This window comes from Neobacillus endophyticus, assembly GCF_013248975.1.
Lineage (GTDB): Bacteria > Bacillota > Bacilli > Bacillales > Cytobacillaceae > Neobacillus > Neobacillus endophyticus.
On record NZ_JABRWH010000001.1, the window covers coordinates 645,359 to 669,748 of the forward strand.

Annotated in this window: 23 protein-coding genes; all 23 read right to left on the reverse strand. The window is 42.7% G+C overall.

Annotation, left to right across the window (positions count from 1 at the left end; all coding sequences use genetic code 11):
- Window positions 1-167 precede the first annotated feature (167 nt).
- The 23 genes from trxB to HPT25_RS03305 all read right to left on the reverse strand — a co-directional run bounded on the left by trxB (window position 168) and on the right by HPT25_RS03305 (window position 24,389).
- Window positions 168-1,118, reverse strand: coding sequence for a thioredoxin-disulfide reductase (trxB, locus tag HPT25_RS03195; protein WP_173059830.1), 951 nt, complete (start codon window positions 1,116-1,118; stop codon window positions 168-170).
- Between the two features lie 213 nt (window positions 1,119-1,331).
- The gene (locus HPT25_RS03200) at window positions 1,332-2,825 is read right to left on the reverse strand and encodes a tetratricopeptide repeat protein (RefSeq protein WP_173059833.1); all 1,494 of its coding nucleotides are present in this window, start codon (window positions 2,823-2,825) and stop codon (window positions 1,332-1,334) included.
- A gap of 141 nt (window positions 2,826-2,966) precedes the next feature.
- Window positions 2,967-3,590: a bifunctional phosphoribosyl-AMP cyclohydrolase/phosphoribosyl-ATP diphosphatase HisIE gene (gene hisIE, locus HPT25_RS03205; protein ID WP_173059835.1), complete on the reverse strand. Its 624-nt coding sequence runs from the start codon at window positions 3,588-3,590 to the stop codon at window positions 2,967-2,969.
- Complete coding sequence (hisF, locus tag HPT25_RS03210; RefSeq protein ID WP_173059838.1) at window positions 3,587-4,348, reverse strand: imidazole glycerol phosphate synthase subunit HisF; 762 nt, start codon at window positions 4,346-4,348, stop codon at window positions 3,587-3,589. The genes hisIE and hisF overlap by 4 nt, the downstream gene beginning before the upstream one ends.
- A gap of 15 nt (window positions 4,349-4,363) precedes the next feature.
- Window positions 4,364-5,101: a 1-(5-phosphoribosyl)-5-[(5-phosphoribosylamino)methylideneamino]imidazole-4-carboxamide isomerase gene (hisA, locus tag HPT25_RS03215; RefSeq protein WP_173059841.1), complete on the reverse strand. Its 738-nt coding sequence runs from the start codon at window positions 5,099-5,101 to the stop codon at window positions 4,364-4,366.
- Window positions 5,098-5,724 carry an imidazole glycerol phosphate synthase subunit HisH gene (gene hisH / locus HPT25_RS03220; RefSeq protein ID WP_173059845.1) on the reverse strand — a complete coding sequence of 209 codons (627 nt, stop codon included), beginning with the start codon at window positions 5,722-5,724 and terminating at the stop codon, window positions 5,098-5,100. The genes hisA and hisH overlap by 4 nt, the downstream gene beginning before the upstream one ends.
- Before the next feature lie 155 nt (window positions 5,725-5,879).
- Window positions 5,880-6,467, reverse strand: a complete 588-nt coding sequence (gene hisB / locus HPT25_RS03225; protein WP_173059849.1) for an imidazoleglycerol-phosphate dehydratase HisB — start codon at window positions 6,465-6,467, stop codon at window positions 5,880-5,882.
- A gap of 114 nt (window positions 6,468-6,581) precedes the next feature.
- On the reverse strand, window positions 6,582-7,859 hold the full coding sequence (gene hisD, locus HPT25_RS03230; protein ID WP_173059852.1) for a histidinol dehydrogenase: 1,278 nt from the start codon (window positions 7,857-7,859) through the stop codon (window positions 6,582-6,584).
- A 1-nt stretch (window position 7,860) separates the two neighbouring features.
- Entirely contained in the window at window positions 7,861-8,499 is a 639-nt protein-coding gene (gene hisG, locus HPT25_RS03235) for an ATP phosphoribosyltransferase (protein WP_173059855.1), read from the reverse strand.
- Window positions 8,492-9,664 carry an ATP phosphoribosyltransferase regulatory subunit gene (locus tag HPT25_RS03240; protein ID WP_173059858.1) on the reverse strand — a complete coding sequence of 391 codons (1,173 nt, stop codon included), beginning with the start codon at window positions 9,662-9,664 and terminating at the stop codon, window positions 8,492-8,494. The genes hisG and HPT25_RS03240 overlap by 8 nt, the downstream gene beginning before the upstream one ends.
- A 136-nt stretch (window positions 9,665-9,800) precedes the next feature.
- On the reverse strand, window positions 9,801-10,109 hold the full coding sequence (locus tag HPT25_RS03245; protein ID WP_173059860.1) for a hypothetical protein: 309 nt from the start codon (window positions 10,107-10,109) through the stop codon (window positions 9,801-9,803).
- 25 nt (window positions 10,110-10,134) lie between these two features.
- Window positions 10,135-10,683 carry an acyltransferase gene (locus tag HPT25_RS03250; RefSeq protein ID WP_173059863.1) on the reverse strand — a complete coding sequence of 183 codons (549 nt, stop codon included), beginning with the start codon at window positions 10,681-10,683 and terminating at the stop codon, window positions 10,135-10,137.
- 4 nt (window positions 10,684-10,687) lie between these two features.
- On the reverse strand, window positions 10,688-11,332 hold the full coding sequence (gene ppaX, locus HPT25_RS03255) for a pyrophosphatase PpaX (protein ID WP_173059866.1): 645 nt from the start codon (window positions 11,330-11,332) through the stop codon (window positions 10,688-10,690).
- A 27-nt stretch (window positions 11,333-11,359) separates the two neighbouring features.
- Window positions 11,360-12,181, reverse strand: a complete 822-nt coding sequence (gene lgt, locus HPT25_RS03260; protein ID WP_173059869.1) for a prolipoprotein diacylglyceryl transferase — start codon at window positions 12,179-12,181, stop codon at window positions 11,360-11,362.
- Between the two features lie 26 nt (window positions 12,182-12,207).
- Window positions 12,208-13,137, reverse strand: coding sequence for an HPr(Ser) kinase/phosphatase (gene hprK, locus HPT25_RS03265; RefSeq protein WP_173059872.1), 930 nt, complete (start codon window positions 13,135-13,137; stop codon window positions 12,208-12,210).
- A 166-nt stretch (window positions 13,138-13,303) separates the two neighbouring features.
- Window positions 13,304-13,669: a phage holin family protein gene (locus HPT25_RS03270; protein WP_173059875.1), complete on the reverse strand. Its 366-nt coding sequence runs from the start codon at window positions 13,667-13,669 to the stop codon at window positions 13,304-13,306.
- A gap of 23 nt (window positions 13,670-13,692) precedes the next feature.
- Entirely contained in the window at window positions 13,693-14,799 is a 1,107-nt protein-coding gene (locus tag HPT25_RS03275) for a DUF4097 family beta strand repeat-containing protein (RefSeq protein ID WP_173059878.1), read from the reverse strand.
- A gap of 161 nt (window positions 14,800-14,960) precedes the next feature.
- Entirely contained in the window at window positions 14,961-17,837 is a 2,877-nt protein-coding gene (gene uvrA / locus HPT25_RS03280; RefSeq protein ID WP_173059881.1) for an excinuclease ABC subunit UvrA, read from the reverse strand.
- 8 nt (window positions 17,838-17,845) lie between these two features.
- Entirely contained in the window at window positions 17,846-19,825 is a 1,980-nt protein-coding gene (uvrB, locus tag HPT25_RS03285; protein ID WP_173059884.1) for an excinuclease ABC subunit UvrB, read from the reverse strand.
- Window positions 19,826-20,145: 320 nt separating this feature from the next.
- On the reverse strand, window positions 20,146-20,370 hold the full coding sequence (locus HPT25_RS03290) for a CsbA family protein (RefSeq protein ID WP_281368164.1): 225 nt from the start codon (window positions 20,368-20,370) through the stop codon (window positions 20,146-20,148).
- A 169-nt stretch (window positions 20,371-20,539) separates the two neighbouring features.
- Window positions 20,540-21,214: a beta-phosphoglucomutase gene (gene pgmB, locus HPT25_RS03295; protein WP_173059887.1), complete on the reverse strand. Its 675-nt coding sequence runs from the start codon at window positions 21,212-21,214 to the stop codon at window positions 20,540-20,542.
- A gap of 44 nt (window positions 21,215-21,258) precedes the next feature.
- Complete coding sequence (locus HPT25_RS03300; protein WP_173059890.1) at window positions 21,259-23,526, reverse strand: glycoside hydrolase family 65 protein; 2,268 nt, start codon at window positions 23,524-23,526, stop codon at window positions 21,259-21,261.
- 29 nt (window positions 23,527-23,555) lie between these two features.
- Window positions 23,556-24,389, reverse strand: a complete 834-nt coding sequence (locus HPT25_RS03305; RefSeq protein WP_173059893.1) for a carbohydrate ABC transporter permease — start codon at window positions 24,387-24,389, stop codon at window positions 23,556-23,558.
- Window position 24,390: the final 1 nt, after the last annotated feature.

Sequence of the window (24,390 nt, forward strand, 5' to 3'; positions counted from 1 at the left end):
AAAAACGCAGGCTTGGATGATGCCTGCGCGGAAAAAGGTATATATTTTAAAGGGGGTCAATTTCTCTTATCATACCCCAATTTTATTTCACTACTGTTACAGTAGAATTAAAACGGTATTACTTTTTTCTAGTGTAGCTGGGTACTCAACTGGTGGCTATGAGAAGACTATTTTCTAACCTTCATTTCTTCTTTTAGTTCTTCTACATAGTGTTGGGCGCTTTGAGCGGCGATGCTGCCGTCTCCGGTAGCAGTTACGATTTGACGAAGCATTTTTTCGCGGATATCTCCCGCCGCGAAAATACCAGGTACCTTTGTTTCCATTCTTTCATTCGTTTCAATATAGCCATTTTCGTTGGTGATGCCCAGATTCGCAAACGGCTTAGATAGCGGCACCATTCCAATATAAATAAATACCCCATCAGCAGGCAGGGTCTGCTCCTCGCCATTTTCCGTAGAGACAAGGGTAATGCTCCCCACTTTTCCATCCTTCTCATTAATGGATTTAACCGTATGATTCCAGATGAAATCTACTTTTTCATTGGCGAACGCACGGTCTTGAAGGATTTTTTGTGCCCGTAGTTTATCACGGCGATGCACAATTGTTACTTTTGAAGCAAAGCGTGTTAAATAAACACCCTCTTCCACTGCAGAGTCTCCTCCGCCGATGACATACAGCTCTTTCTGTTTAAAAAAAGCTCCGTCACAAACGGCACAATAGGAAACACCGCGGCCGCCAAGTTCTTTTTCGCCAGGAACACCGATTTTCTTATATTCTGCACCAGTCGTAATGATGATAGAATAGGCTTTATACTGCTTAGATCCGGCGACAACAATTTTGTAGTCCCCTTCAGCGATGATTTCCTTGATATCACCATATGCATATTCAGCACCAAATTTTTTCGCATGCTCAAACATTTTTGTTGATAAGTCTGGTCCTAGAATACTCTCATAACCTGGATAGTTTTCCACATCCTCGGTATTAGCCATTTGACCGCCCGGCATTCCGCGTTCAATCATTAGTGTTGAAAGATTTGCACGTGATGTATAGACAGCGGCAGTCATCCCGGCAGGTCCGGCGCCAGCGATAATTACGTCATAAATTTTTTCTTCAGACATCATAGTCACTCCTTTTGTACGATTCCGCCGCCTATTATGGAAAATATTTCATTAAACTTAAGGCAGCGTAAAAAACTAACTTATACGAATAAAATGGATATACTGGCAAGTCATTTCTTACAAAAAAATACGATTAAGTATATCATTCCCTACTTAATCGTATTAAACAATCGAAATATAGTCCATATAAATGCTCATTTTTAGCGTTGATATTTAATCCAACAGCTCTTTTACGCACTTTACATATTTGCCGATAGTTGCAGCAGAGATTTCATAGCGACTGGCAATCTCCTGCTGTGATACTTTTTCACCGCGTAGTTTATGCCATACATATTCTACCGCCCCGGCCCAGGCATGTTTATTTTTCAGCATATCGCCCTTCTCAGACAATGCCGCAAACACCGTAAACCACATCAAATATAATCCTGCCTCGACCGTACCGATCGGCTGATGGGTTTGATAAAAAAGTTCAGCGATTTCGTGAGCATCCGCCGTATGCGACATTCTTCCAGAGCGGATAAACGAAATATATTCCTTTTCCAAACTGGTAAACCTTTGATTTTGAAACAACTTTTTAGAAGTAAGAATTTCATCTTTTTTGCTGGAGATCGCAGCAAGAAAAATGGCAAACAGGCGCTCTTCAATATAATCACTTTCCAACTTTTGAAGAATCGAAGTTGCCTGATTTTCAAAGCCATCGACCGGAGATAGCTCTTTATTCCATGGTTCATTGCCTTCTTTATCCGGATTAAATTCCAGCACCTTTTTCCAAATATTCCTGGCGAAATTTTCGTTGCCGGTGAAATAAGCTGCATAAGAAAGCCAATAATAAAATAAACCGTCACCGTAATAACCGTTTTTATATAATTTTTTCAACCAGTAATAAGCAAGCCCATACTCACCCACTAATGCATAGGAAATACCCAACTTAAATTGATGCTCACTTAATAATGGCTGAATTTTTTGTAGTGATTCAAGAATTTGTTGAGCAAACTTCAAGTGGCCTTGATAATGAGCAAAAATCATTTTGTTGCATAACGCATGGATATTTCCATGATTCCGCTCCAATACTTCATCTAAAATGGTCTCAGCCTGTTCTGTTTGGCCTAAATAGAAGTAAGCAAGTGCCAAATTGTTGTAAGCAGACCAGTATTCCGGATATTCCTCAACCACTTCCTTCAACAGCTCGATCGCTTTTGGAATGTAACCTGAGTCAAGGAGATCACGCGCCTGTTCATGCTTAACTATTAAATCATCCTGCTGATAAAGTTCATCCTCAGGCTCCTCATATTCAAAGGAAAGAAGTTCCAGCAATTCTTCGGCATCATCTGCAAAATCACCAGCTTCATCTAGCTGCAAGTAAAGCTTGGCATGATGATAGGCATCTTTAAAAAACCCTAAATGGGCATAATTATTTGCTAAAAAGTAGTGGCACTCCACTAAATCAGGATCCAATTCTTCAAGGATGAGATGCAGAAGACGGTTGGAATTTTCAAATTCGCCAAGTTCCGTTGACACAATCGACAACTGACAAGCAATCATCGGTTCACCTGGCTCCAGCTGCAAAGCCCTGTCAAGATATTTCTTTGCTTTTAAAAAATCACGTCGATGATAGGCCTTCAAACCTTTTTTGAAATAATATTCCCCCGTAGGAACAAACGAAATGATTTTTCCTTTTTGAATTCTTGCTTTTGCGTCTTTAACCATTAAGCCCTCCATCATCCTTTCATAACTTATGTAGTATAACACAATTAGGACTTGTACTAAAAGAGGGAGGAAGTTGAAAAATCAGCAGGAAATTCCTGTTAACCAAGACGAAATGCCCATAAAAAAACCGGTAAACTTTTTCTACCGGCTTTTGTGTCTTTCTTCTAAAGTTTTCAAAACTTCTTTAAATGGCAATCCTTGTTCGACCAACAATACTTGCAGATGATAAAGCAAATCGGCTGCTTCCCACTTCAGTTCTTCCTGATTACGATTTTTTGCAGCGATAATTACCTCTGCAGCTTCTTCGCCGACCTTTTTCAGAATTTTATCTACACCTTTTTCAAATAAGTAAGTAGTATAAGCCCCTTCCGGACGTTCCCGTTCACGTTCAACAATTACCTTTTCAAGCGTTTGGAGAATTTGATAGTCCGCCAATGTCAGAGTTCGTTCTATCGGACCTTCTGAAAAGCAACTGACAGCTCCGGTGTGGCAGGCAGGACCTTTTGGTTGAACCGCGACAAGAAGTGCATCCTGATCGCAATCATATTTGATGCTGACCACAGCTTGTGTATTTCCACTGGTTGCCCCCTTATGCCACAATTCTTGACGGGAACGGCTGTAAAACCAGGTTTCCCCGGATTCCAGTGTTTTTTCAAGCGACTCCTTGTTCATATAGGCCAATGTTAAAACTTCCAATGTATCTGCATCCTGAATGATGGCTGGAACAAGCCCTTTTTCATCAAAACGGATCTCTTCAGTAATCATCTGACTGTCACTCCTTTTAGGCGTAGATTATTCTTAACTTCAAGGACTGAGGTTTCTTGATAGTGAAATATGGAGGCCGCCAACGCTGCATCCGCTTTTCCTGCTTCAAAAGCTTCTGCAAAGTGTTCTGCATTTCCTGCGCCGCCAGAGGCAATGACTGGTATCGAAACCGACTCACTGACTGCCTTGGTTAAGGCAAGGTCAAAACCATTTTTCTCACCATCACAATCCATGCTGGTTAGTAAAATTTCACCGGCGCCCAGCTTCGCTGCTTCACGTGCCCAATCCAAAACTTTCTTATCAACAGGCGTTCTGCCGCCATGTGTATAGACACGCCATGTTCCTAATTCTTTGTCAAATTTTGCATCGATCGCGACAACAATACACTGGGAGCCAAAATATCCAGCTCCTTCTCTGATCAATTCGGGATTTTGGACCGCAGCTGTATTAAGCGACACTTTATCTGCTCCGGCACGAAGAATTTTTTTCATATCGTCTAATGAATTGATGCCGCCGCCAACAGTAAACGGAATGGCCAGTTCGGAGGCAACTGCTTTTACCACCTCGACCATTGTCTTTCTGCCTTCTACTGAAGCAGAGATATCAAGAAAGACAAGCTCATCTGCTCCTTGTTCATCGTAAACCCGTGCCAATTCAACTGGGTCGCCGGCATCACGCAGTTGGACGAATTGAATCCCTTTAACCACCCGGCCGTCCTTCACATCAAGGCAGGGAATGATTCGTTTTGTCAGTGTCATTTGTTTCCCTCTCCCTTATATTTGCGCTCCGGCAGCTGCTGCCAATGCTTCCTTCAGTGTAAAGCGCTGCTCATACAGAGCCTTGCCGACAATGGCCCCGCTAATCCCTTTCTCTGCCGTTAAAGCCTGCAAATCAGCAATGCTGCTAACGCCACCAGAAGCGATGACATTTTTGCCCGTTACTTCAGCCATTTGGCATATTGCTCCAATATTTGGACCAGAAAGAGTGCCGTCAGTGGCAATATCGGTAAAAATAAAGGTTTGCGCTCCGGCATCTGCAAAACGCTTGCCAAGTTCTACTGCTTTCAGCTCCGATGTATCAAGCCAGCCATGTGTAGCAACATATCCATTTTTCGCATCAATTCCAACCGCAATCCGTTCGCCATATTTTTTGATCATGTCTACGGCAAACTCTGGGTTAGAAACGGCAATGCTGCCAATAATGACGCGATCAACTCCATTTTCAAGATAATGGAGAATATCTTGTTCAGTGCGAATGCCCCCGCCTATTTGAATGTTGACGTTGGGCAGCTTAGCTGCTGCCTCAATAACAAATCGATCATTGACCCGTTTACCGTCCTTTGCACCATCCAGATCGACCATATGAATCCACTCTGCACCAGCGGCAGCAAAGGTTTGCGCCATGTCGAACGGAGAATCTCCGTAAATAGTTTCCTTATTGTAATCTCCTTGAAGCAGGCGGACACATTTTCCACCCCGCATATCGATTGCCGGATAAATGGTAAAACTCATCGAATCGCCTTCCTTTCATCCGCTATTTGTAAAAAGTTTTGCAGAAGTGCCATTCCCAATTTGCTGCTTTTTTCCGGATGAAATTGCATCCCGAAAATATTATTTTGACCGACAACAGCAGACACTTGTTCATGGTAATCAGCTTTGGCAAGCAATACGTCTGATTGGGCCGCATCTACATAATAAGAATGGACGAAATAAACATAATCCTCTTGTAAGTTATTTAATAACGGCGATTCTTTCACGAACTCAAGTCGATTCCAGCCCATATGAGGAACCTTGTAGGAATCGCCGTCTTTTGTCAGGCCCGGGAAACGGCGGACACTGCCTGGCAGAAGGCCAAGACCTTTTGTTAAGCCATTTTCCTCACTGCTTTCAAACAATAGCTGCATTCCCAGACAGATGCCAAGCAACGGCTTTCCAGTAGCCGCAAATTCTTTAATCGTCTTTACCGGGAGGCGTTCCATTGCATCGCGAAATGCTCCTACTCCTGGCAGTAGAAGTGCATCCGCTGCCAGCAATCGATCCTCATCCGCTGATATGTAATAATCGGCGCCCAGCCGTTCCAGCGCCTTGCTGACACTGAACAAATTTCCCATTTCATAATCCACAATTCCGATCACAGTGCCTGACACCTCCTAATCTTCCAATTTATTTTTTTATCGTTAGTTGACCATTAGAAACGTTTTTCTGCTTCACGAATACCTTGAACTGCTTCCTTATTTTTGCTTTTTCTGGCTTTATAACTAAACAGGAACTCAGAATTCCTATCCCTCGCCTACAGCATACCTTTCGTGGAAGGCACTCCTTTGATCCGCGGATCAATGGTTGTCGCTTCGTCAAGTGCTCGGGCTAACGCTTTGAATACTGCTTCGATCATATGATGAGTATTTTTTCCGTAATGAACGATGACATGCAGGTTCATTCTCGCTTCCAAAGCAAGCTTCCAAAGAAATTCATGGACCAATTCGGTATCAAACGTGCCGACCTTTTGCTGTGGAAACTCTGCTCTCATTTCAAGATGCGGACGATTGCTGAGGTCGACTACAACTTGAGCCAGTGCTTCATCCATCGGGACAAAGGCGTTTCCGTAACGTTTAATGCCTCGCTTGTCGCCAAGGGCTTCACGCAATGCCTGTCCCAGGCAAATGCCAATGTCTTCGGTTGTATGGTGATCATCCACTTCAATATCCCCTTTGGCATTTACCGATAGATTGAATTGGCCGTGTTTCGTGAACAAATCTAGCATATGTTCAAGAAACGGCACACCTGTTTCCAGATCGGCGCGACCTTCTCCATCAATTTCCAATGAAAGCTGAATGTTCGTTTCATTTGTTTTCCGTTCTATATGTGCTGACCTTTCCATGAGCGATGGGCCTCCTTAATATTTACTGACTCGCATTTAGTTTGGCTGATAGGCTCCGTAAATTCGCCGATAAATCAATCAGATTCTCGGCTGGGTCGAAGATACGTATATAAACTATATTCCGTTACTTTTAAAGCGGGCTTCAACGGCGCGGGCGTGCGCTTCTAGGCCTTCCATCCGTGCGAAAGCAGCGATTTTTGCCCCATTTTCCTTTAATGCGGTTTCGCTATAAATAATCACGCTGGATTTTTTCTGAAAATCATCCACATTCAGGGGACTGGAGAAGCGAGCAGTGCCATTTGTCGGCAGCACGTGATTCGGGCCGGCGAAGTAATCGCCAACAGGCTCTGAACTATAGCGGCCAATAAAGATGGCTCCTGCATGGCGGATCTTTCCAAGCAGCGCCATTGGATTTTCCGTCATAACCTCTAAATGTTCAGGTGCCAGCTGATTAACCGTTTCTACTGCTTCATCCAAGTCTGAGGCAACATAGATGGCGCCATAATCCGCGATAGAACGTCCGGCAATTTCTCGACGCGGCAGGACCGCAAGCTGCTTTTCCACTTCTGTTGCCACTTCTTCAGCTAATTGCATAGAAGATGTTACTAGCACACTGCAAGCCCTTGGATCGTGCTCGGCCTGAGACAATAGATCGGCAGCTACTTCATTTGCCCTTGCCGTTTCATCTGCTATAATGGCAATCTCACTAGGACCAGCAATCATATCAATATCAACATCGCCAAAAACTTCACGTTTGGCCAGTGCTACATAAATATTTCCCGGTCCGGTTATTTTATCCACCGAAGCAATTGTTTCTGTACCATAGGCCAGCGCCGCAATCGCCTGGGAGCCGCCAACTTTGTAAATTTCCTTCACACCCGCCTCTTTGGCAGCAACAAGTACGGCTGCCGGCAGTTTTCCTTGTTTATCCGGAGGGGATACCATTACAATTCGCTTAACACCTGCTACCTTTGCCGGAATGACGTTCATCAATACTGATGACGGATAGGCTGCCGTTCCGCCTGGTACATACACGCCTACTGAATCAAGCGGGGTTATTTTTTGCCCTAGGATGGTGCCATTTTCTTCAGTTGTCATCCATGATGGGCGCAGCTGCCTTTCATGATACGTACGAATATTTTCAGCTGCTTCTCGAACGATTGCTACGAATTGCTCATCTACTTGGCTGTAGGCCTCAGCGATTTCCTTTTCACAAACTGAGAAATGATCCAGCTGTACCTGATCAAAGATTTCCGTATACTCTCTTAGCGCCTCATCACCACGGGCGCGGACATTCGCGATGACTCCTTTAACGACCTCTTGCTGCTCGGCGGTTCCTGCTTCAATCGAGCGTTTGATCGAAATAGTGTTATCTACTTTTAAGATCTTCATGTTAATAAACCTCCACAGCAACTACTTCATGTAGACGGGTGACTAATTGATCAATCATCATGTCTTTAATTCGGTAGCTGACAGGATTGACAATTAATCTTGACGTAACATCAGCAATTCTTTCATATTCTACTAAGCCGTTTTCCTTTAAGGTCCTTCCAGTTGAAACAATATCAACAATCCGATCAGAAAGGCCGATAATCGGAGCAAGCTCAATGGATCCATTTAGTTTAATAATTTCGACCTGCTCACCTTGTTCACGAAAATATGCTTCCGCCACATTTGGATATTTTGTTGCAACTCTTGGAGCGACTTCGTTCATTTTTGTATCTGGAAGTCCTGCGACAGCCAAATAACAATAACTAATTTTAAGATCGAGCAACTCATAGACATCGCGCTCTTCCTCAAGCAGTACGTCCTTCCCGGCAATTCCGACATCGGCAACACCGTGCTCGACGTAAGTAGCCACATCCATCGGCTTGGCTAAAATAAACCGGAAGCCTTCTTCAGGAACATCGATGATTAGTTTTCGGGAATCATCAAATTCCGGTGGCAGCTGAAAGCCAGCTTTTCGCAGCAAAACCACGGCTTCTTCAAATATCCGCCCTTTCGGCATCGCAATTGTCAGTATCTCACTCATCACCGCGCCCTCCAATTAAATAGGTAGTCTGGGCATATCTTTTTGTAAAAGAATCGATATTTTTAACCCCTGAAATTTCCTGCAACACTGCTTTTTCACCCTGCTCATGCATTTTTCTAGCTAACTCAAATGCTTCCTTCCGCCGCTCCTGACTGAAAAAAATGCAGTGTGTGTTATTATCAAGCTCGATGTCACCTAATGCTTCAAGCAGCATATCGACCCTAAGTGCAAATCCGGTGGCGCTGGCTTTTTTTCCAAACTTCTCAATCAAACTGTAGCGTCCGCCATTTCCAAGCGGGAAGCCGACATTGCCGGCGTAAGCCTCGAATAAAATACCGGAATAATAGCTCATATGGCTGACAATAGAAAAATCAAATTTCACATGTTCTTCTGCCCCATAATCTTTGATAACCGCCCAAAGCTCTTTCAGCTCTACAATGGCATCTCTGCCTTTGCCGTTTTCAATAATTTCAAAGGCACTCTCAAGCACTTCTTCTCCGCCTCTTAATTGAAGAAGCTTCAGCAATCGTTGTTTATCAATTGATGATAGTTGCAGCGAGTTAACATGTTCGCGATATCCGACATAATTTTTTTCGTATAAAAATTTCCTTAACGCTGTTGCTCGGCCATTCGTTCCCAAGATTTGCATGAATAATTCCTGTGCGAATCCCACATGCCCAATGGACACTTGAAACTTTGCCAGCCCGGATTTTTTTAGTGAGGAAATGAGAAGCGCAATAACTTCGCCATCACACGTTACCGTTTCTTCATTCAAGCATTCAACACCGATCTGTTCGAACTCCGCAGGACGACCACCTTCCCGTTGCTGGGCTCGGAAAACATTCGCAGAGTAGGCTAACCTTACAGGTAGATCTTCCTCTAGGAGCTTGGAAGCAGCTACCCTGGCAATCGGAGCTGTCATATCAGGCCTTAGCACAAGAGTATGTCCTTCTTTATCAAGCAATTTAAACAACTGGGCATCATTTATGGCAGATGCTGCTCCTACCGTTTCATAGTATTCTAACGTCGGAGTTTCAATAAATTGGTACCCCCAAAGTTTCATCGTTTCAGATATAGACGTGCGGACACGGTGCTTTTTATCATATAGCTCCGGCAGTGTATCCCGCATACCTAATGGCTTTTCAAACATAAATAAGCGACTCATCCAGTTCACCCTTTAATTTTTTGAATGCTTTAGTTTGCTAATATGTTAGAGAATTAAAGTAATTGTTTGTATTTTACCCTTTTTGGAGCCTATACGTCAATGAAAAAGTAATTCCAGAAGCTGGATTACTATTTTTTCAGTCAAACTTGTACGGAGATTGACTATTTTTTCGACAGACTAAGTTGGTTGGTGTTCCCGCAGCTTTATTATTTCCGCCAAACTGGGGCGGGTTTCCGCCATCTTTATTATTATTTCCGCCAAACTGGGCTGGGTTTCCCGCCATCTTTATTTTTTCCGCCAAACTGGGGCGGATTTCCGCCATCTTTTCTATTTTTTCCGCCAAACTGGGACGGATTGAATTTCCGCCATCTTTTCTATTTTTCCCCTCCAAACTGCGCTGGTTTTTCGCCTGCTTTTTTATATAAATAAAAAAATGACGTATCACATTTGATACGTCATTTCTAATTTATTTAAGTAAGCTTCTCTTTAAAATGCTCCCCATAAATTATGTCATTTGCCCAGCGCTCGGCAAGCTGTTCTTTTGTGTAAATTACCTGCATCGGGTTCCCTCCAACGAAGGAACCGGCGGGTACATCTTTATGAACGAGCGTCCCGGCCGATACAATGGCACCGTCGCCGATTTCGACTCCTGGAAGAATCGTAGAATTGGCACCGATCATGACTTCATTGCCGATGACAACTGGACCGAGGCGATATTCTTTAATCAAGTATTCATGGGCAAGAATGGTGGTGTTATAGCCGATGACCGTGTTACGACCAACACTGATTTTTTCTGGAAACATTACATCGAGCATGACCATAAGGGCGAAAGATGTTTGCTCACCGACCTTCACTTTTAGAAACGTACGGTACAGCCAAGTTTTCATCCCTAAAAATGGTGTATATCTGGCAATCTGAATCACAATGAAATTTTTGACAACTTTCCAAAATGGCACGGTTTTGTAGACATGCCAGAGGGAGTTAGCCCCTTCAACAGGATAGCGGGTGGTATTCCTCATGATTTCACTCCCCGAGGATGGTTAGCAAGTCTGGCATATGCTCCAAGATGTAATCCGGTTCATATTTGGCAATATATTCACGGCCTTTAATGGACCAGGCGACCCCAGCTGTTTTCGTGCCTGCATTTTTCCCCGCTAAAATATCATGGTAATTATCACCGACCATCAGGGATTCTTCAGGTGCGGAACCAAGCGGCTCCAATGCTTTAAAAATAGGTTCAGGGTCTGGCTTTACTTTCGAAACATGATCCATGGCAATGATTACTTTAAAAAAAGAATCAAGTCCCATTAGGCGAAGGCCCTTCATTGCTACGTCATAACGTTTAGTTGTAACAACTCCGAGCTTATAGCCTTTTTCATGTAGTATTTTTATCGTTTCTAAAACACCTGGGAATTCCCGTACAAGCGCATCATGATTCGCAATATTAAAGGACCTATATTCCATCACCAATTCCTCTATCCGATCAGGATCAACCGTGCCAAACGCTTCATGAAGGGTTGGACCCATAAACGGCAAAACATCCTCCCGGCTATATTTTCCAGGATAATATTTTTCAAGCGTATGCAAATAAGTGGTAATAATTAATTCATTTGTATCAATTAACGTTCCATCTAAATCAAATAAAATCGTAGTTATGTTTTGGACCATAGGGTATTTCCTTTCTTATTACAAATCCTATTGATTTTCCTGTGCCTGATAGCGCATTGCAGCTAGATTTTTTTTCCTGCGATAAAATAAAATCGCCAATGCCACTAAAACTAATACAAGCGAAATAACTTGGGCCATGCGAAGAGAGGAGGTCAGCATTAAGCTGTCTGTTCTCATTCCTTCAATAAAGAAGCGGCCGATTGAATACCAAATGACATAGGATAGAAACATTTCACCGCGGCGAAGGTTTACCCGGCGAAGCAATAGTAACAGAATAAATCCGGTAAAATCCCATACCGATTCATATAAAAATGTCGGTTGATAATAGGTACCATTAATATACATTTGATTGACAATAAAATTCGGCAAGTGCAGGCTTTCCAAAAATGCTCGCGTTGTTGAGCCGCCATGTGCTTCCTGGTTCATAAAATTTCCCCAACGGCCTATGGCTTGTCCAAGAATAATACTTGGTGCCGCAATATCTGTTATTTTCCAAAAAGAGATTCCACGTTTTCTAGCAAAAATAATCGTTGTAATGACGGAACCGATCAGAGCCCCGTGAATGGCGATGCCCCCATTCCAAATTTTCGGGATATCTGCTGGATGGTCCTTATAATAGCCCCACTCAAAAATAACATAATATATCCGAGCAGAAATAATGGCAATCGGAATGGCCCATAGCATTAAGTCAGCAAATGTATCCTTTGGCAGGCCGCGGCGGGTTCCTTCGCGAATGGCTAAAAATAACGCTAATGCCAGTCCTGATCCGATAATAATTCCATACCAGTGCACTTCTATAGGACCAAGTGAAAAGGCAATGGGATTAAGTGGATGAATTGTTTGGTTCATTTCTCCAGTCTCCTTTTCTCTTGTGTCTATTCATGATCTGCATCTTCAATGACATCTGAAAGACGCTCGGTAAATTGCTGTGCCGCATTGACGCCCATGCGTTTCAGGCGGTAATTCATTGACGCTACCTCGATAATAACGGCTAGGTTTCGGCCAGGTCGTACAGGTACTGTTAACTTGGTAATTTCGGTATCTATAATTTTCATTTTTTCTTCATCTAAACCTAAGCGGTCATACTGCTTTTTAGCATCCCAGGTTTCCAAATTGATCACAAGTGTAATCCGTTTATTGCTTCTGACTGCACCTGCACCAAAAAGTGTCATGACATTGATAATGCCTAAACCGCGGATTTCCAGCAAATGCTCAATTAATTCCGGAGATGTCCCCACCAATGTATCCTGGTCTTCCTGTCGGATTTCCACACAGTCATCGGCGACAAGCCGGTGGCCTCGTTTTACCAGCTCCAAAGCTGTTTCACTTTTACCAACACCGCTTTTTCCGGTAATTAATACACCAATTCCGTAAACGTCAACCAATACACCATGAATGGCCGTTGTCGGTGCCAATTTGCTCTCTAAAAAGTTCGTGAGCCGGCTTGAAAAGCGGGTGGTTTTCATGGTTACTCTCAGAACAGGCACAGATTCCCGCTCTGAAGCCTCAATTAACTCTGGTGGAACCTCCAAATCTCTCGTCACGATAATTGCCGGGGTAATATCGGTACATAATTGCTCCATTCTTAATGCCTTGTCCTTATCTGGCAGCCCATTATAGAAGCTAAGTTCTGTTTTCCCGAGCAGTTGGATGCGTTCCGCAGGGTAATATTCAAAATAGCCGGCCATTTCGATTCCCGGCCGGGAAATATCGCTTGTTGTAATGGGGCGGTTAATCCCCTCTTCACCGCTGATTAATTCCAGCTGAAATTTGTCCAGAATATCTTTCGTTCGTACCTTTGACAAGAACCTGTTCCTCCTTTATAAAAAAACACCTAAAATAGTCAAACTTTAAAAATTCCATTTCCTCTTATTTTAGCATTTTTTCGAAAAGAACCATACTTTTGTAGTTCAGTAATTTTTTTTAAATAGAAAAGTGCCTGCCATTAACATAGCAAGCACTTTGTGTACATTATTTTCTCTTTCTCCTTGTAGGTTCAAGGAGGGTTTTTTGAATCACCAGATTAAAGAGTGACATGAGCACTGAAAATAACAGTGCCATGCCAAAACCGTGTATTTCAAAAGAATATCCCATCAGGTAATCGGTCAGCTCCAGTGTGATCCCATTAATCACAAACAGAAACAGCCCCATAGTGAGCAGTGTGACTGGGAGGGTAAATAGGATTAAAAGCGGTCGTACCAGCACATTGAGAATGGATAATAGAATGCTCGCTTGAAGTGCAGCCCAAAATCCTGCGATATAAAAGCTCTCTTTAAAATATCCGGCAAGTGCCATAAATAAAACTGCATTAATTAAACATCCCATTAACCATCTCATGTTTCAATCTCCCTGCAAAGATATTACTCATTCGGCTTTTGAACTGTCACAGAACCGGTTTTCGTTTCTGCATAGATCTTTAACATTTTATCAGGATGGTTCACAGATTGAAAGCGGATTGATTTTTGAATCATTTCACTTTTCTCTTCCAAAATCTGTACACCCACAAGTTTCAAATTAAAGCCGCCCAAATTCGTTTTCAGTTCGCCGCTAACCGGAATTCCCTCCGGAATCATCAGGTCAATGGTTCCTGTTGTTGTTTTCGTATGAAGCCATTCACAACTATTTCCATTCAGATCCAATGTCAGATTCCCATTAAAGGATTGAATTTCAGCCTTTTTAAAATCACCGTCGATATGAATTGAGCCATTGATCGTTTCAGCTTCCAGTTCCTCAAGTGTACCAGCTTTGACCTTAATTTTCCCGTTGGCGGTTTCGACCTCTGCTTTTTTGCCATTTATTTCGTCAAGTCTGATTTTCCCATTGGCGGTTTTTACCTTTAGATCCTGAACATTAAGAGCGTCTCCTGTAATAGGACCATTAAACATACGGATACGGACATTATCATATTGGGATTTTGGAACAAAGATAACCGATTCTACCTTCATCCATTTTTGTTGTGTTAAAAAGCGCATCTTCTGCCCGTCCACTGAAAAGGTGACATCCCGCAAAAAGTTTTGCCGTGCTTGGTCCTGATTTTCCACACGGTAAACCTTAGCCTGACACTCCACTCGCACATCTGGCTGATCCCAAGCAACGAGTTTTACAGAACCATTGGCTACATCAATTTCGATATCTTTTACATCGGCATTGCCATGTTGGAATATATGAGTAATTTCAACGGACTGCCCGAAATTAAGATCAAAGTCAAAGTCTTTGATTTTTTTCAGGGCTGAATCGACAAATTCAAAAATCTTTTCTTTAGTTGACTGATATTTGGCACTACGCTGGTCTTCTTTTTTCGCTTCCTCAAAGCGAACAGCAGTAGAGAGTTCGTGGATGATTTGTTCCTGCTTTTGCTCCATCGTTCGCTCTGCTTTTTCCAGTTCCTCCAATAGCGTTAATCCCTCATCAACTGTCAATTTACCTTCTTCCACCATTTTTAAAATCCGTTTACGTTCCTCTCTCATGTGTTCCACCCCAAATTTTTATTTATCCTTCTTCATATTATTCAGCCATTTGGACCTTTATCCTTTATTTACGAAATGAAGGAGTGAAAGTTTCGTTTTATGAAGCTTATTGATTCGCTTTATCGGATATTTTCATAAACAAAGAGCTAAAACCCAGGGTTTTAGCTCTTTACACTTATTTCCTGATCTTCAATTTGCTGTTTCATACGCTGACGATCGCGTTCGAGAATAGGCTTTAAGTACTTTCCAGTGTACGACTCGGGAACTTCAGCAACCTTTTCCGGTGTGCCGGTAGCAATTATGGTCCCGCCTTTATCGCCCCCTTCAGGTCCTAAATCAACAATATAATCAACAGCCTTAATAACATCCAGATTGTGTTCGATTACCAAAACAGTATCGCCATTTTCAACCAGGCGCTGCAGAACAACGAGCAACCGAGAAATATCGTCCACATGAAGCCCAGTTGTCGGTTCATCCAAAATGTAGAACGACTTTCCAGTAGAGCGGCGGTGCAGTTCAGATGCCAGTTTTACACGCTGGGCTTCTCCGCCTGATAAGGTCGTTGCAGGCTGACCAAGCTTAATGTAACCGAGGCCTACATCATAAATGGTCTGAAGCTTGCGGCTTATTTTTGGAATATTTTCGAAAAATTTTACAGCATCTTCAACCGTCATATCAAGAACATCGGAAATATTTTTCCCTTTATATTTTACTTCAAGCGTTTCACGGTTATAACGCTTCCCATGGCATACTTCACACGGCACATACACATCTGGTAAAAAGTGCATTTCAATTTTTATGATACCGTCCCCACGGCAGGCTTCACAGCGTCCGCCTTTCACATTGAAACTGAAACGGCCTTTTTTGTAGCCGCGAACCTTTGCTTCATTTGTGGCAGAGAATACATCACGAATATCATCAAAAACACCCGTATATGTTGCCGGGTTGGAACGCGGTGTCCGGCCGATTGGGGACTGGTCAATATCAATGACTTTTTCTAAATAATCAATTCCCTTGATGCTTTTGAATTCTCCTGGCTTTGTTTTAGCATTGTTCAATTTTTGAGCTAGAGATTTATGAAGAATCTCATTAATGAGGGTACTTTTTCCTGAACCTGAAACACCTGTCACGGCAATAAATACCCCTAATGGGAACTTCACATTGACATTTTTTAAATTGTTCTCTGATGCGCCTTTAATTTCGACATAACGGCCGTCTGATTTTCGGCGGTCAAGCGGCAGCGGTATGAATTTCTTTCCTGATAAGTATTGGCCTGTTAATGAATTGGGATCTGCCATAACCTCCTCAGGGGTACCAGCGGAAATCACATCTCCTCCGTGCACGCCTGCACCCGGACCAATGTCAATTAAGTAGTCGGCTGCGAGCATGGTATCTTCGTCATGTTCGACAACGATCAGCGTATTTCCGATATCGCGCATGTTTTGCAGGGTGCCGATTAATCGGTCATTGTCCCGCTGATGCAGTCCAATGGAAGGTTCATCCAAAATATAGAGAACTCCTGTCAGACGCGACCCAATTTGTGTGGCCAAACGAATCCTTTGGGCTTCTCCTCCAGAAAGGGTTCCTGCTGTCCTGCTTAATGATAAATAATCAAGGCCGACATTTACTAGGAATCCGAGACGTTCATTTATTTCCCGCAAAATCAGTCTTGCAATCTGCCTTTCTTTTTCAGAAAGCTCAAGTCCAGCAAAAAAACTAAGTGCTTCTTCTATCGAAAGATTTGTCACTTGGCTTACATGCCTTCCATTTATGAGTACTGCCAGACTTTCTTTTTTCAGCCTGTGGCCTTTACATGCAGGGCAATGCTTTTGACCCATATATTTTTCCATTTGCTCACGAATGAAGTCAGAACTTGTTTCTTTGTAGCGGCGCTCAACATTGCGGATAACGCCCTCAAATTCAATATACCCTTCCCGGAGCTGGCCAAAATCATTTTCATAGCGGAAATAGATTTTATCCGTGCCCGAGCCGTAGAGAATTTTTTCAAGCTGATTCTCTGGAATATCTTTGACAGGTATATTCATGTCTGTCCCATAATGTTTGCAAACTGCCTCTAAAAGCTGAGGATAGTACTGAGAGCTTGTAGGTTCCCAAGGGGCAATCGCATGCTGTTTCAAAGTTAACTCTTTATTCGGAATCACGAGATCCACGTCTACTTCCAGCTTGGAACCAAGGCCGTCACAGTCCGGACAGGCGCCGAATGGACTATTAAAGGAAAACATCCGGGGTTCCAATTCTCCTATGGAAAAACCGCAGATCGGACAGGCGTGGTTTTCGCTAAACATCAGCTCTTCCTCGCCAATGACATCGACGATAACCTTTCCTTCTCCAAGGCCCAACGCAGTTTCAAGAGAATCAGCTACACGTGCAGAAACTCCTTCTTTGACAACAATCCGGTCGACTACTACTTCAATCGAGTGCTTTTTATTTTTTTCAAGTTCAATATCGTCGCTGAGGTCCATCATCTCGCCATCGACACGTACGCGGACAAAACCTTGCTTTTTAATATCTTCGAATACTTTTACATGGGTGCCTTTACGGCCCGAAACAACAGGAGCAAGGATTTGCATTTTCGTTCGCTCGGGGTATTCCATAATTCGGTCCACCATCTGTTCAATCGTTTGCGATGAGATTTCGATGCCATGATTTGGACAGGTTGGGTGCCCGATTCTAGCATATAATAAACGTAAATAATCATAGATTTCCGTTACCGTTCCGACAGTTGAACGAGGGTTACGGCTTGTTGTTTTTTGGTCGATCGAAATAGCTGGGGACAAACCCTCAATCGCATCGACATCTGGTTTATCCATTTGCCCAAGAAATTGCCGGGCATATGCTGATAAGGATTCGACATAGCGGCGCTGCCCTTCTGCGTAAATTGTATCAAACGCGAGCGAGGACTTTCCTGAACCGGAAAGCCCCGTCAACACCACCAGCTTATCTCTTGGGATGGTAACATCAATATTTTTTAAATTGTTGGCTCTTGCACCTTTTACAATCAATTTTTCCATTGCCATCGTTAAAATTATCCTTCCGCTTTCAATTCAAATAGTAGATCGCGAAGCTCGGCAGCGCGTTCGAAATCAAGCGCTTTGGCCGCGTCCTTCATTTCTTTCTCCATATCGGCGATTAAGCGATCTCTTTCCTTTTTTGACATTTTGCCAAATGATGCTGCTGGTTTGTACTCTTCCTGCTCTTCCGCAGCATGGGTAGCACGAATGACATCACGAATGTCCTTCTGAATTGTTTTCGGCGTAACTCCGTGCTTAAGGTTGTACTCCTCCTGCATTGCCCGGCGCCGTTTTGTTTCGCTGATTGCTTTCTCCATCGAATCCGTGATTCGGTCAGCATACATAATGACTTGCCCGTTTGCATTCCGAGCCGCCCGTCCGATCGTCTGAATCAGCGAACGCTCTGAACGAAGGAAACCTTCTTTATCTGCATCCAATATCGTCACAAGCGAGACCTCCGGAATGTCCAGCCCTTCCCTTAAGAGGTTAATCCCGATGAGAACATCATATTTTCCCAGACGCAGCTCACGAATAATTTCAATCCTCTCCAGCGTTTTAATCTCTGAATGAAGATATTGGACTTTTATCCCAATTTCTTTCAAATAATCTGTTAAATCCTCGGACATTTTTTTCGTCAAAGTGGTTACTAGTACGCGTTCATTTTTCTTTACGCGATCTTGAATTTCACCAATTAGGTCATCAATCTGCCCCTCAATTGGCCGCACATCAATAATTGGATCAAGTAAGCCTGTAGGTCGGATAATTTGCTCCACCATTTTTGGTGTATGTTCGATTTCAAAAGGCCCTGGTGTGGCCGATACATAAATAATGTTATGAATATGTTTTTCAAACTCATCGAACGTGAGCGGCCGGTTATCGAGCGCGGAAGGCAGGCGGAAGCCGTGTTCTACAAGGACTTCCTTCCTCGCCTTGTCACCGTTAAACATTCCTCTGATTTGCGGCAAAGTCACATGCGACTCATCGATTACCAAAAGGAAATCCTCTGGAAAATAATCCAGCAGTGTATAAGGTGTTGAACCGGCTGGTCTCAAGGTTAAATGGCGAGAGTAGTTTTCAATGCCGGAGCAAAAGCCCATTTCACGCATCATTTCCAAATCATAACGTGTCCGCTGTTCAATCCGCTGTGCTTCGAGCAGTTTATTATTTTCTTTCAAAACAGCCAGGCGTTCTTCCAATTCTTTTTCAATGTTTTCAATCGCCAAGCGCATTTTCTCTTCTCTTGTGACGAAGTGGGATGCCGGAAAAATGGCCACATGCTCGCGCTCGCCGATAATTTCCCCTGTGAGTGCATCTACTTCACGGATACGGTCAATTTCATCACCAAAAAGTTCGACTCGGATACAATGTTCATCACGGGAAACTGGGAAAATCTCGACAACATCGCCGCGGACTCTGAATGTCCCCCGTTTAAAATCGATATCATTGCGTTCATATTGGATATCGACGAGGCGATGGAGCAATTGATTTCGCTCGATTTCCATGCCAGTTCGGAGTGAGACCACCATCTCGCGGTATTCTTCCGGCGAACCGAGGCCGTAGATACAGGAAACGCTGGCAATGATTATGACGTCATTTCGTTCGAATAATGAAGAAGTGGCTGAGTGACGCAGCTTATCAATTTCATCGTTAATGCTGGCATCTTTTTCAATAAATGTATCTGTCTGCGGAACATATGCTTCCGGTTGATAATAGTCATAATAACTGACAAAATATTCAACCGCATTGTTCGGAAAAAATTCTTTGAATTCGCTGTAAAGCTGGCCTGCCAATGTCTTATTGTGGGCAATCACAAGCGTCGGTTTATTTACTTCTTTTATGACATTGGAAATCGTAAAGGTCTTTCCTGTTCCTGTCGCTCCCAGCAATGTCTGGTGACGCTTATTATTTTTAACACCTTCCACTAATTGCCGGATTGCTTCCGGCTGATCCCCCTGCGGTGAATACTTAGAAACTAATTCGAATTGATCCTTCACAAAAAAGCTGCCTCCCGTTTAAATATTACTTTTCAGCGTAAAAACCATGTTTATGGACCGGGATGGTGCTGAAAAGTTTTCCGTAAGAATTCATATTTACATTCTACCACATTACCCCAAAAACAAACCAATAATATGCGAACTAATATTCGTTTTTTATCTTTTGTTTATTACTTAGACGGTTACTCAAAACCGAATATAAAGAAACCTCGCCGACTGGCTAACCCGGCAGGGCGAAGACAGAGGTGTAGTTGTCATTATGCCTGAAAGAAAAGTTAAACTTTCCTATCAGCTAAAAAAGCCTGTCAATTTTGACAGACTTAGTCATTCGCTTTTTTCAAAGCCCGCGGCATCATTTTTGCCGCCAGCCAGAAACCTGCTGTTAATGAAAATGCATCAATCACAACAAGTAAAAATGTATTGGTGTAACCTTTGTAGGCAGATGCAGCAATAAGTGCAACTGTCAATACAAGACCGATGACCCGATTGTATGTGACCCGAGAAAAAAGCAGAACCATGAGTCCAGGCAGTATAAGTGCCGACAAGTATTCAATCACCGCAGTCAGCTAGATCACCCCATTTTTATAATTACTGTAAATTTATTCTAAAAATTCACAAATAAAATTGCAATAAAAAAGTAACAGCATTTATATTTCTTTTGGTTAAATGCACCTTGCACCAAAAAATAGGTAGAAAACCAAAATGGTTTTCTACCTATTTTTGCGAAATAAAAGCTTTATATATTTCCTCAAATTGCATTTCTTTAGTAGTACGATATAGCAAGTCTGCTTGTGCCAGTCTTTCCGCTTTTCCGATGCCAACGGCAAACATGCCTGCTGCCTTGATCGCAGCGACCCCGGCTTCGGCATCTTCAATCCCAATACAGGCATTTGGTTCAATTCCTAATTGGTCAGCCGCCCGCAAAAATATCTCAGGGTCGGGTTTTCCATTTCGAATGGCTGCAGCGTCTACAATCGTGTCAAACTCACTCGTTAAATTCAGATGATTCATGACGGTAAAAGCATTTTTACTGACAGAAGCTAAGCCAATTTTTATTCCCCTTTGCTTTACCTCTGCGAGAAAATCACCAATTCCCGGCAAAAGATCCTTAGGGGTAATTTCTTCAATTAAGCGGCAGTAATGATTATTCTTTCTCTCTGCAAGCAAAACCTTTTCGCGCTCGGTAAAATCATTCTGCTTTCCACCCAATACCAATATTTTTTCCAGTGATTCCATTCGAGAAACTCCCTTTAGTTCCTCATTGAAATCTCTTGTAAATGGAATCCCAAGTTCTTCGCTTACGGCTTTCCATGCAAGATAATGAAACTCCGCCGTATCTGTAATTACTCCGTCCAAATCAAAAATAATAGCTTTCAGTTGTTGAACCATTCCTCTATCCTCCAAACTGTCCTTTATCATTGGCTGCCTGTTGATCAAATCTTAATCGGAGCAGCTTTTTCAAGCAGATATGACTGATCGAAAAGTTTAATGGTTAAAGCATCGCCCTCTAATAGCGCAATAACCGTTTGATCAACTGTTTTTTCAAGCTGGATCCTGCGCCCTTGATATTGGATGGAGAAACGGTACCCTTCCCACTTCGCCGGCAGTATTGGCGAAAAAGAAATAGCTTCTTCTTTCATTCTCAGTCCGGCAAATCCAAATACAATAGCCAGCCATGTCCCTCCCATGTTTGCCATATGGAGGCCGTCCTTTGTGTTACCGTGGGTATTATCCAAATCCAATCTTGCAGTCTCATTAAAATAATGATAGCCCTTAGCGTGATCCCCTAATTTTGAAGCCATAATACTAAAGATGCAGGTTGATAAAGACGAATCGTGGGTCGTTATTTTTTCATAATAATCATAAGAATTGCGAATCGTTTCAATGGTCTGCTCATCCTCTAACAAAAAGTGAGCTAACACTGTATCCGCCTGTTTGCAAACCTGATAACGATATAATGTTAAAGGATGATAGTGCAATAACAGCGGAAATTCTTCCTTCGGCGTGTTCGCCAGATCCCAGACAGCCTTATGTAAAAATGTATCGTCCTGAGGATTAATTTTCCGTTCCTCATCATATGGCAAATACATTTGTACAGCAGCTTTTTGCCAGCTCGAAATCTCTTCGGAATGAAGTCCAATTTTATCAGAAACAATGGCAAAAGCCTCTTGATCCGCTTCTTTTAGCAATTGATAAAATTTAACAGCCCAATGCAAATTGTGCTTTGCCATCACATTTGTATAGTAGTTATTGTTAACGATACACGTATATTCATCAGGACCTGTGACCGCATCTATTTTAAAGGCTTCTCCGTCATAATGGCCTGTATCCAGCCACAGTCTTGCTGTTTCAAACAGCACTTCTGCCCCGTATTCCTTGATAAACTGCAAATCACCGCTGACAAGATAATATTGAATAAAGCTATAGGCTATATCTGCGCTAATATGGTATTGCGCAGAACCAGACGGATAATAGGAAGAACATTCTGTTCCTGATATGGTCCGCCATGGATATAATGCGCCTTTCTTGTGACCCATTTCTTTGGCATGATCCCGAGCATAATCCAGAATCGAATAACGATACAATAGAAGTCGTTTGGCCATTTCCGGCTGAGTCATTAAAAAGACTGGGAAGATATAGATTTCCGTATCCCAAAAATAGTGGCCTTCGTAACCTTCACCAGATAACCCCTTGGCCGAGATATTGGAAAAGCGGTCCCTTCCTGCGGATTGAAGCAGATGATATAAATTGAAACGGATCCCTTCTTGGATGGCCGGGTCGCCAGTAATCACAACATCTGATCTCTTCCAAAAATCTTGCAAAAAGAAGATTTGTTCCTGCAGAAAGTGCTGAAAACTTTTATCAGCGAGCTGTCTTTGCTGCTCGATAGCTGAGACACGTAAGTCTTTACCATGTCTCCATGTATCTACAAAAATACTTTTTTTCTCAAATGCCGCTTTTCCGGTGAAATCAAATGTAAATTCGCTTGTAATTCCCGTTGTTTCCGTAACATCGCGCCGTGAATTGAAAACATCCAAGCAGTATGTGGCTGCACATGCTGTCTTAAGCTTTGTATTGGTTGTTTCACACTCGACAAAAGAAATGCCCTCTGTTTGCTCCACGTTGGTAACATGGAGTAGCTTGGCATGCCCAGAAGCAACCCGCGGATCGTTTGCATCAACGAAATTGGAAACATCTCCATTAATCGTGGAAACGATTCGCACTCGGCCAAGATCATCTGATGATTCCAGTTCCACCCTTTGGATAAAGGCCTCTTGATTCTGGAATGAAACAAGCCGTTTAAAGCAAAGCTTGACTTTTTTTCCAGATGGTGAACACCAATCAATGATTCTTTCCGTAAATCCTTGATCAAGATGAAGCTTTCTTTCAAATGACAGAATTTCTCCTTCCGCAAGACTAAACCGTTCTTCTCCAAAGTAAATTTCAATTGTTTGGGCATCGATGATATTTAACAGCTTTTGCTGTGTATCCGGAAATGCGACATGCTTTTCACCATATGGGATCGGAACAGAATCATGAAAAGCATTTATATACGTACCGCGAATGGTCTTTTGACTGGCTGGGAGACCTTCTTCAAAGTTTCCACGCACGCCCAAATAGCCATTACCTGTGAAAAATAAACTCTCATCCACTAAAATTTGTGAACTGTCCAGATTACTAGAACTAATTTTCCATGACATGCTGTACACCCCTATTTGTTTTCGTAAAATTACTCTTTAACCCCGCCGCTTGTGAGGCCGGAAACGATTTGCCGCTGGAAGAATAGGACGATGATCAGTGTTGGGATCGTGACGATCACGGTTGCGGCTGATACCTGCCCCCAAAGAATTTCAAATTGTGTTCTTAGGAAGGAGATGGCAACAGGCACTGTATGATATTCCGCATCTGGATTCAGGGTAATTGTTAACAGGAATTCATTCCAAGCAGCGATAAATGTAATAATGGCGGTTGTAAAGACACCGGGTGCCGCCAACGGGAAGATGATTTTATATAAGGTTTGAAATGTTGTCGCTCCGTCCATTTTTGCCGATTCTTCTAATGCCCCTGGTATTTGATTAAAATGCGTGACCAAGATCCAAACCGCCATTGGCAATGTAATGGTTGAATAAGGAAGGACGACTGCATAAGAATTAAGCAGCTTCAAGTGTTCAAATAAATTGTAAACCGGTCCAATAATAATCATTTGTGGAAACATCGACACAGCCAGAATCAATCCAAGCAGAATATTTTTCCCTCTGAATTGGAACCTGGAAATCGCATAGGCTGAAAAGGTTGCGACGATGATGATATAGACAGTCGTTGTTGATGCGACTATTAAACTATTTTTAATCGAATTTAAAATATTTTTTTCAAAAAGAACGGTAATGTAGTTTTGAATGGTTGGATGTTTCGGGATAGCCCGGAATGCTCCTGTTCCAAATATTTCACCCGAGGTTTTAAAGGAGGTGATGAATACCCAGAAAAACGGGAACACCATCGCAAACAAATAGAAGACCACAATGATCCCAAAGGTAATCCAAAGCTTTCTTTTCGATGCCTGCATC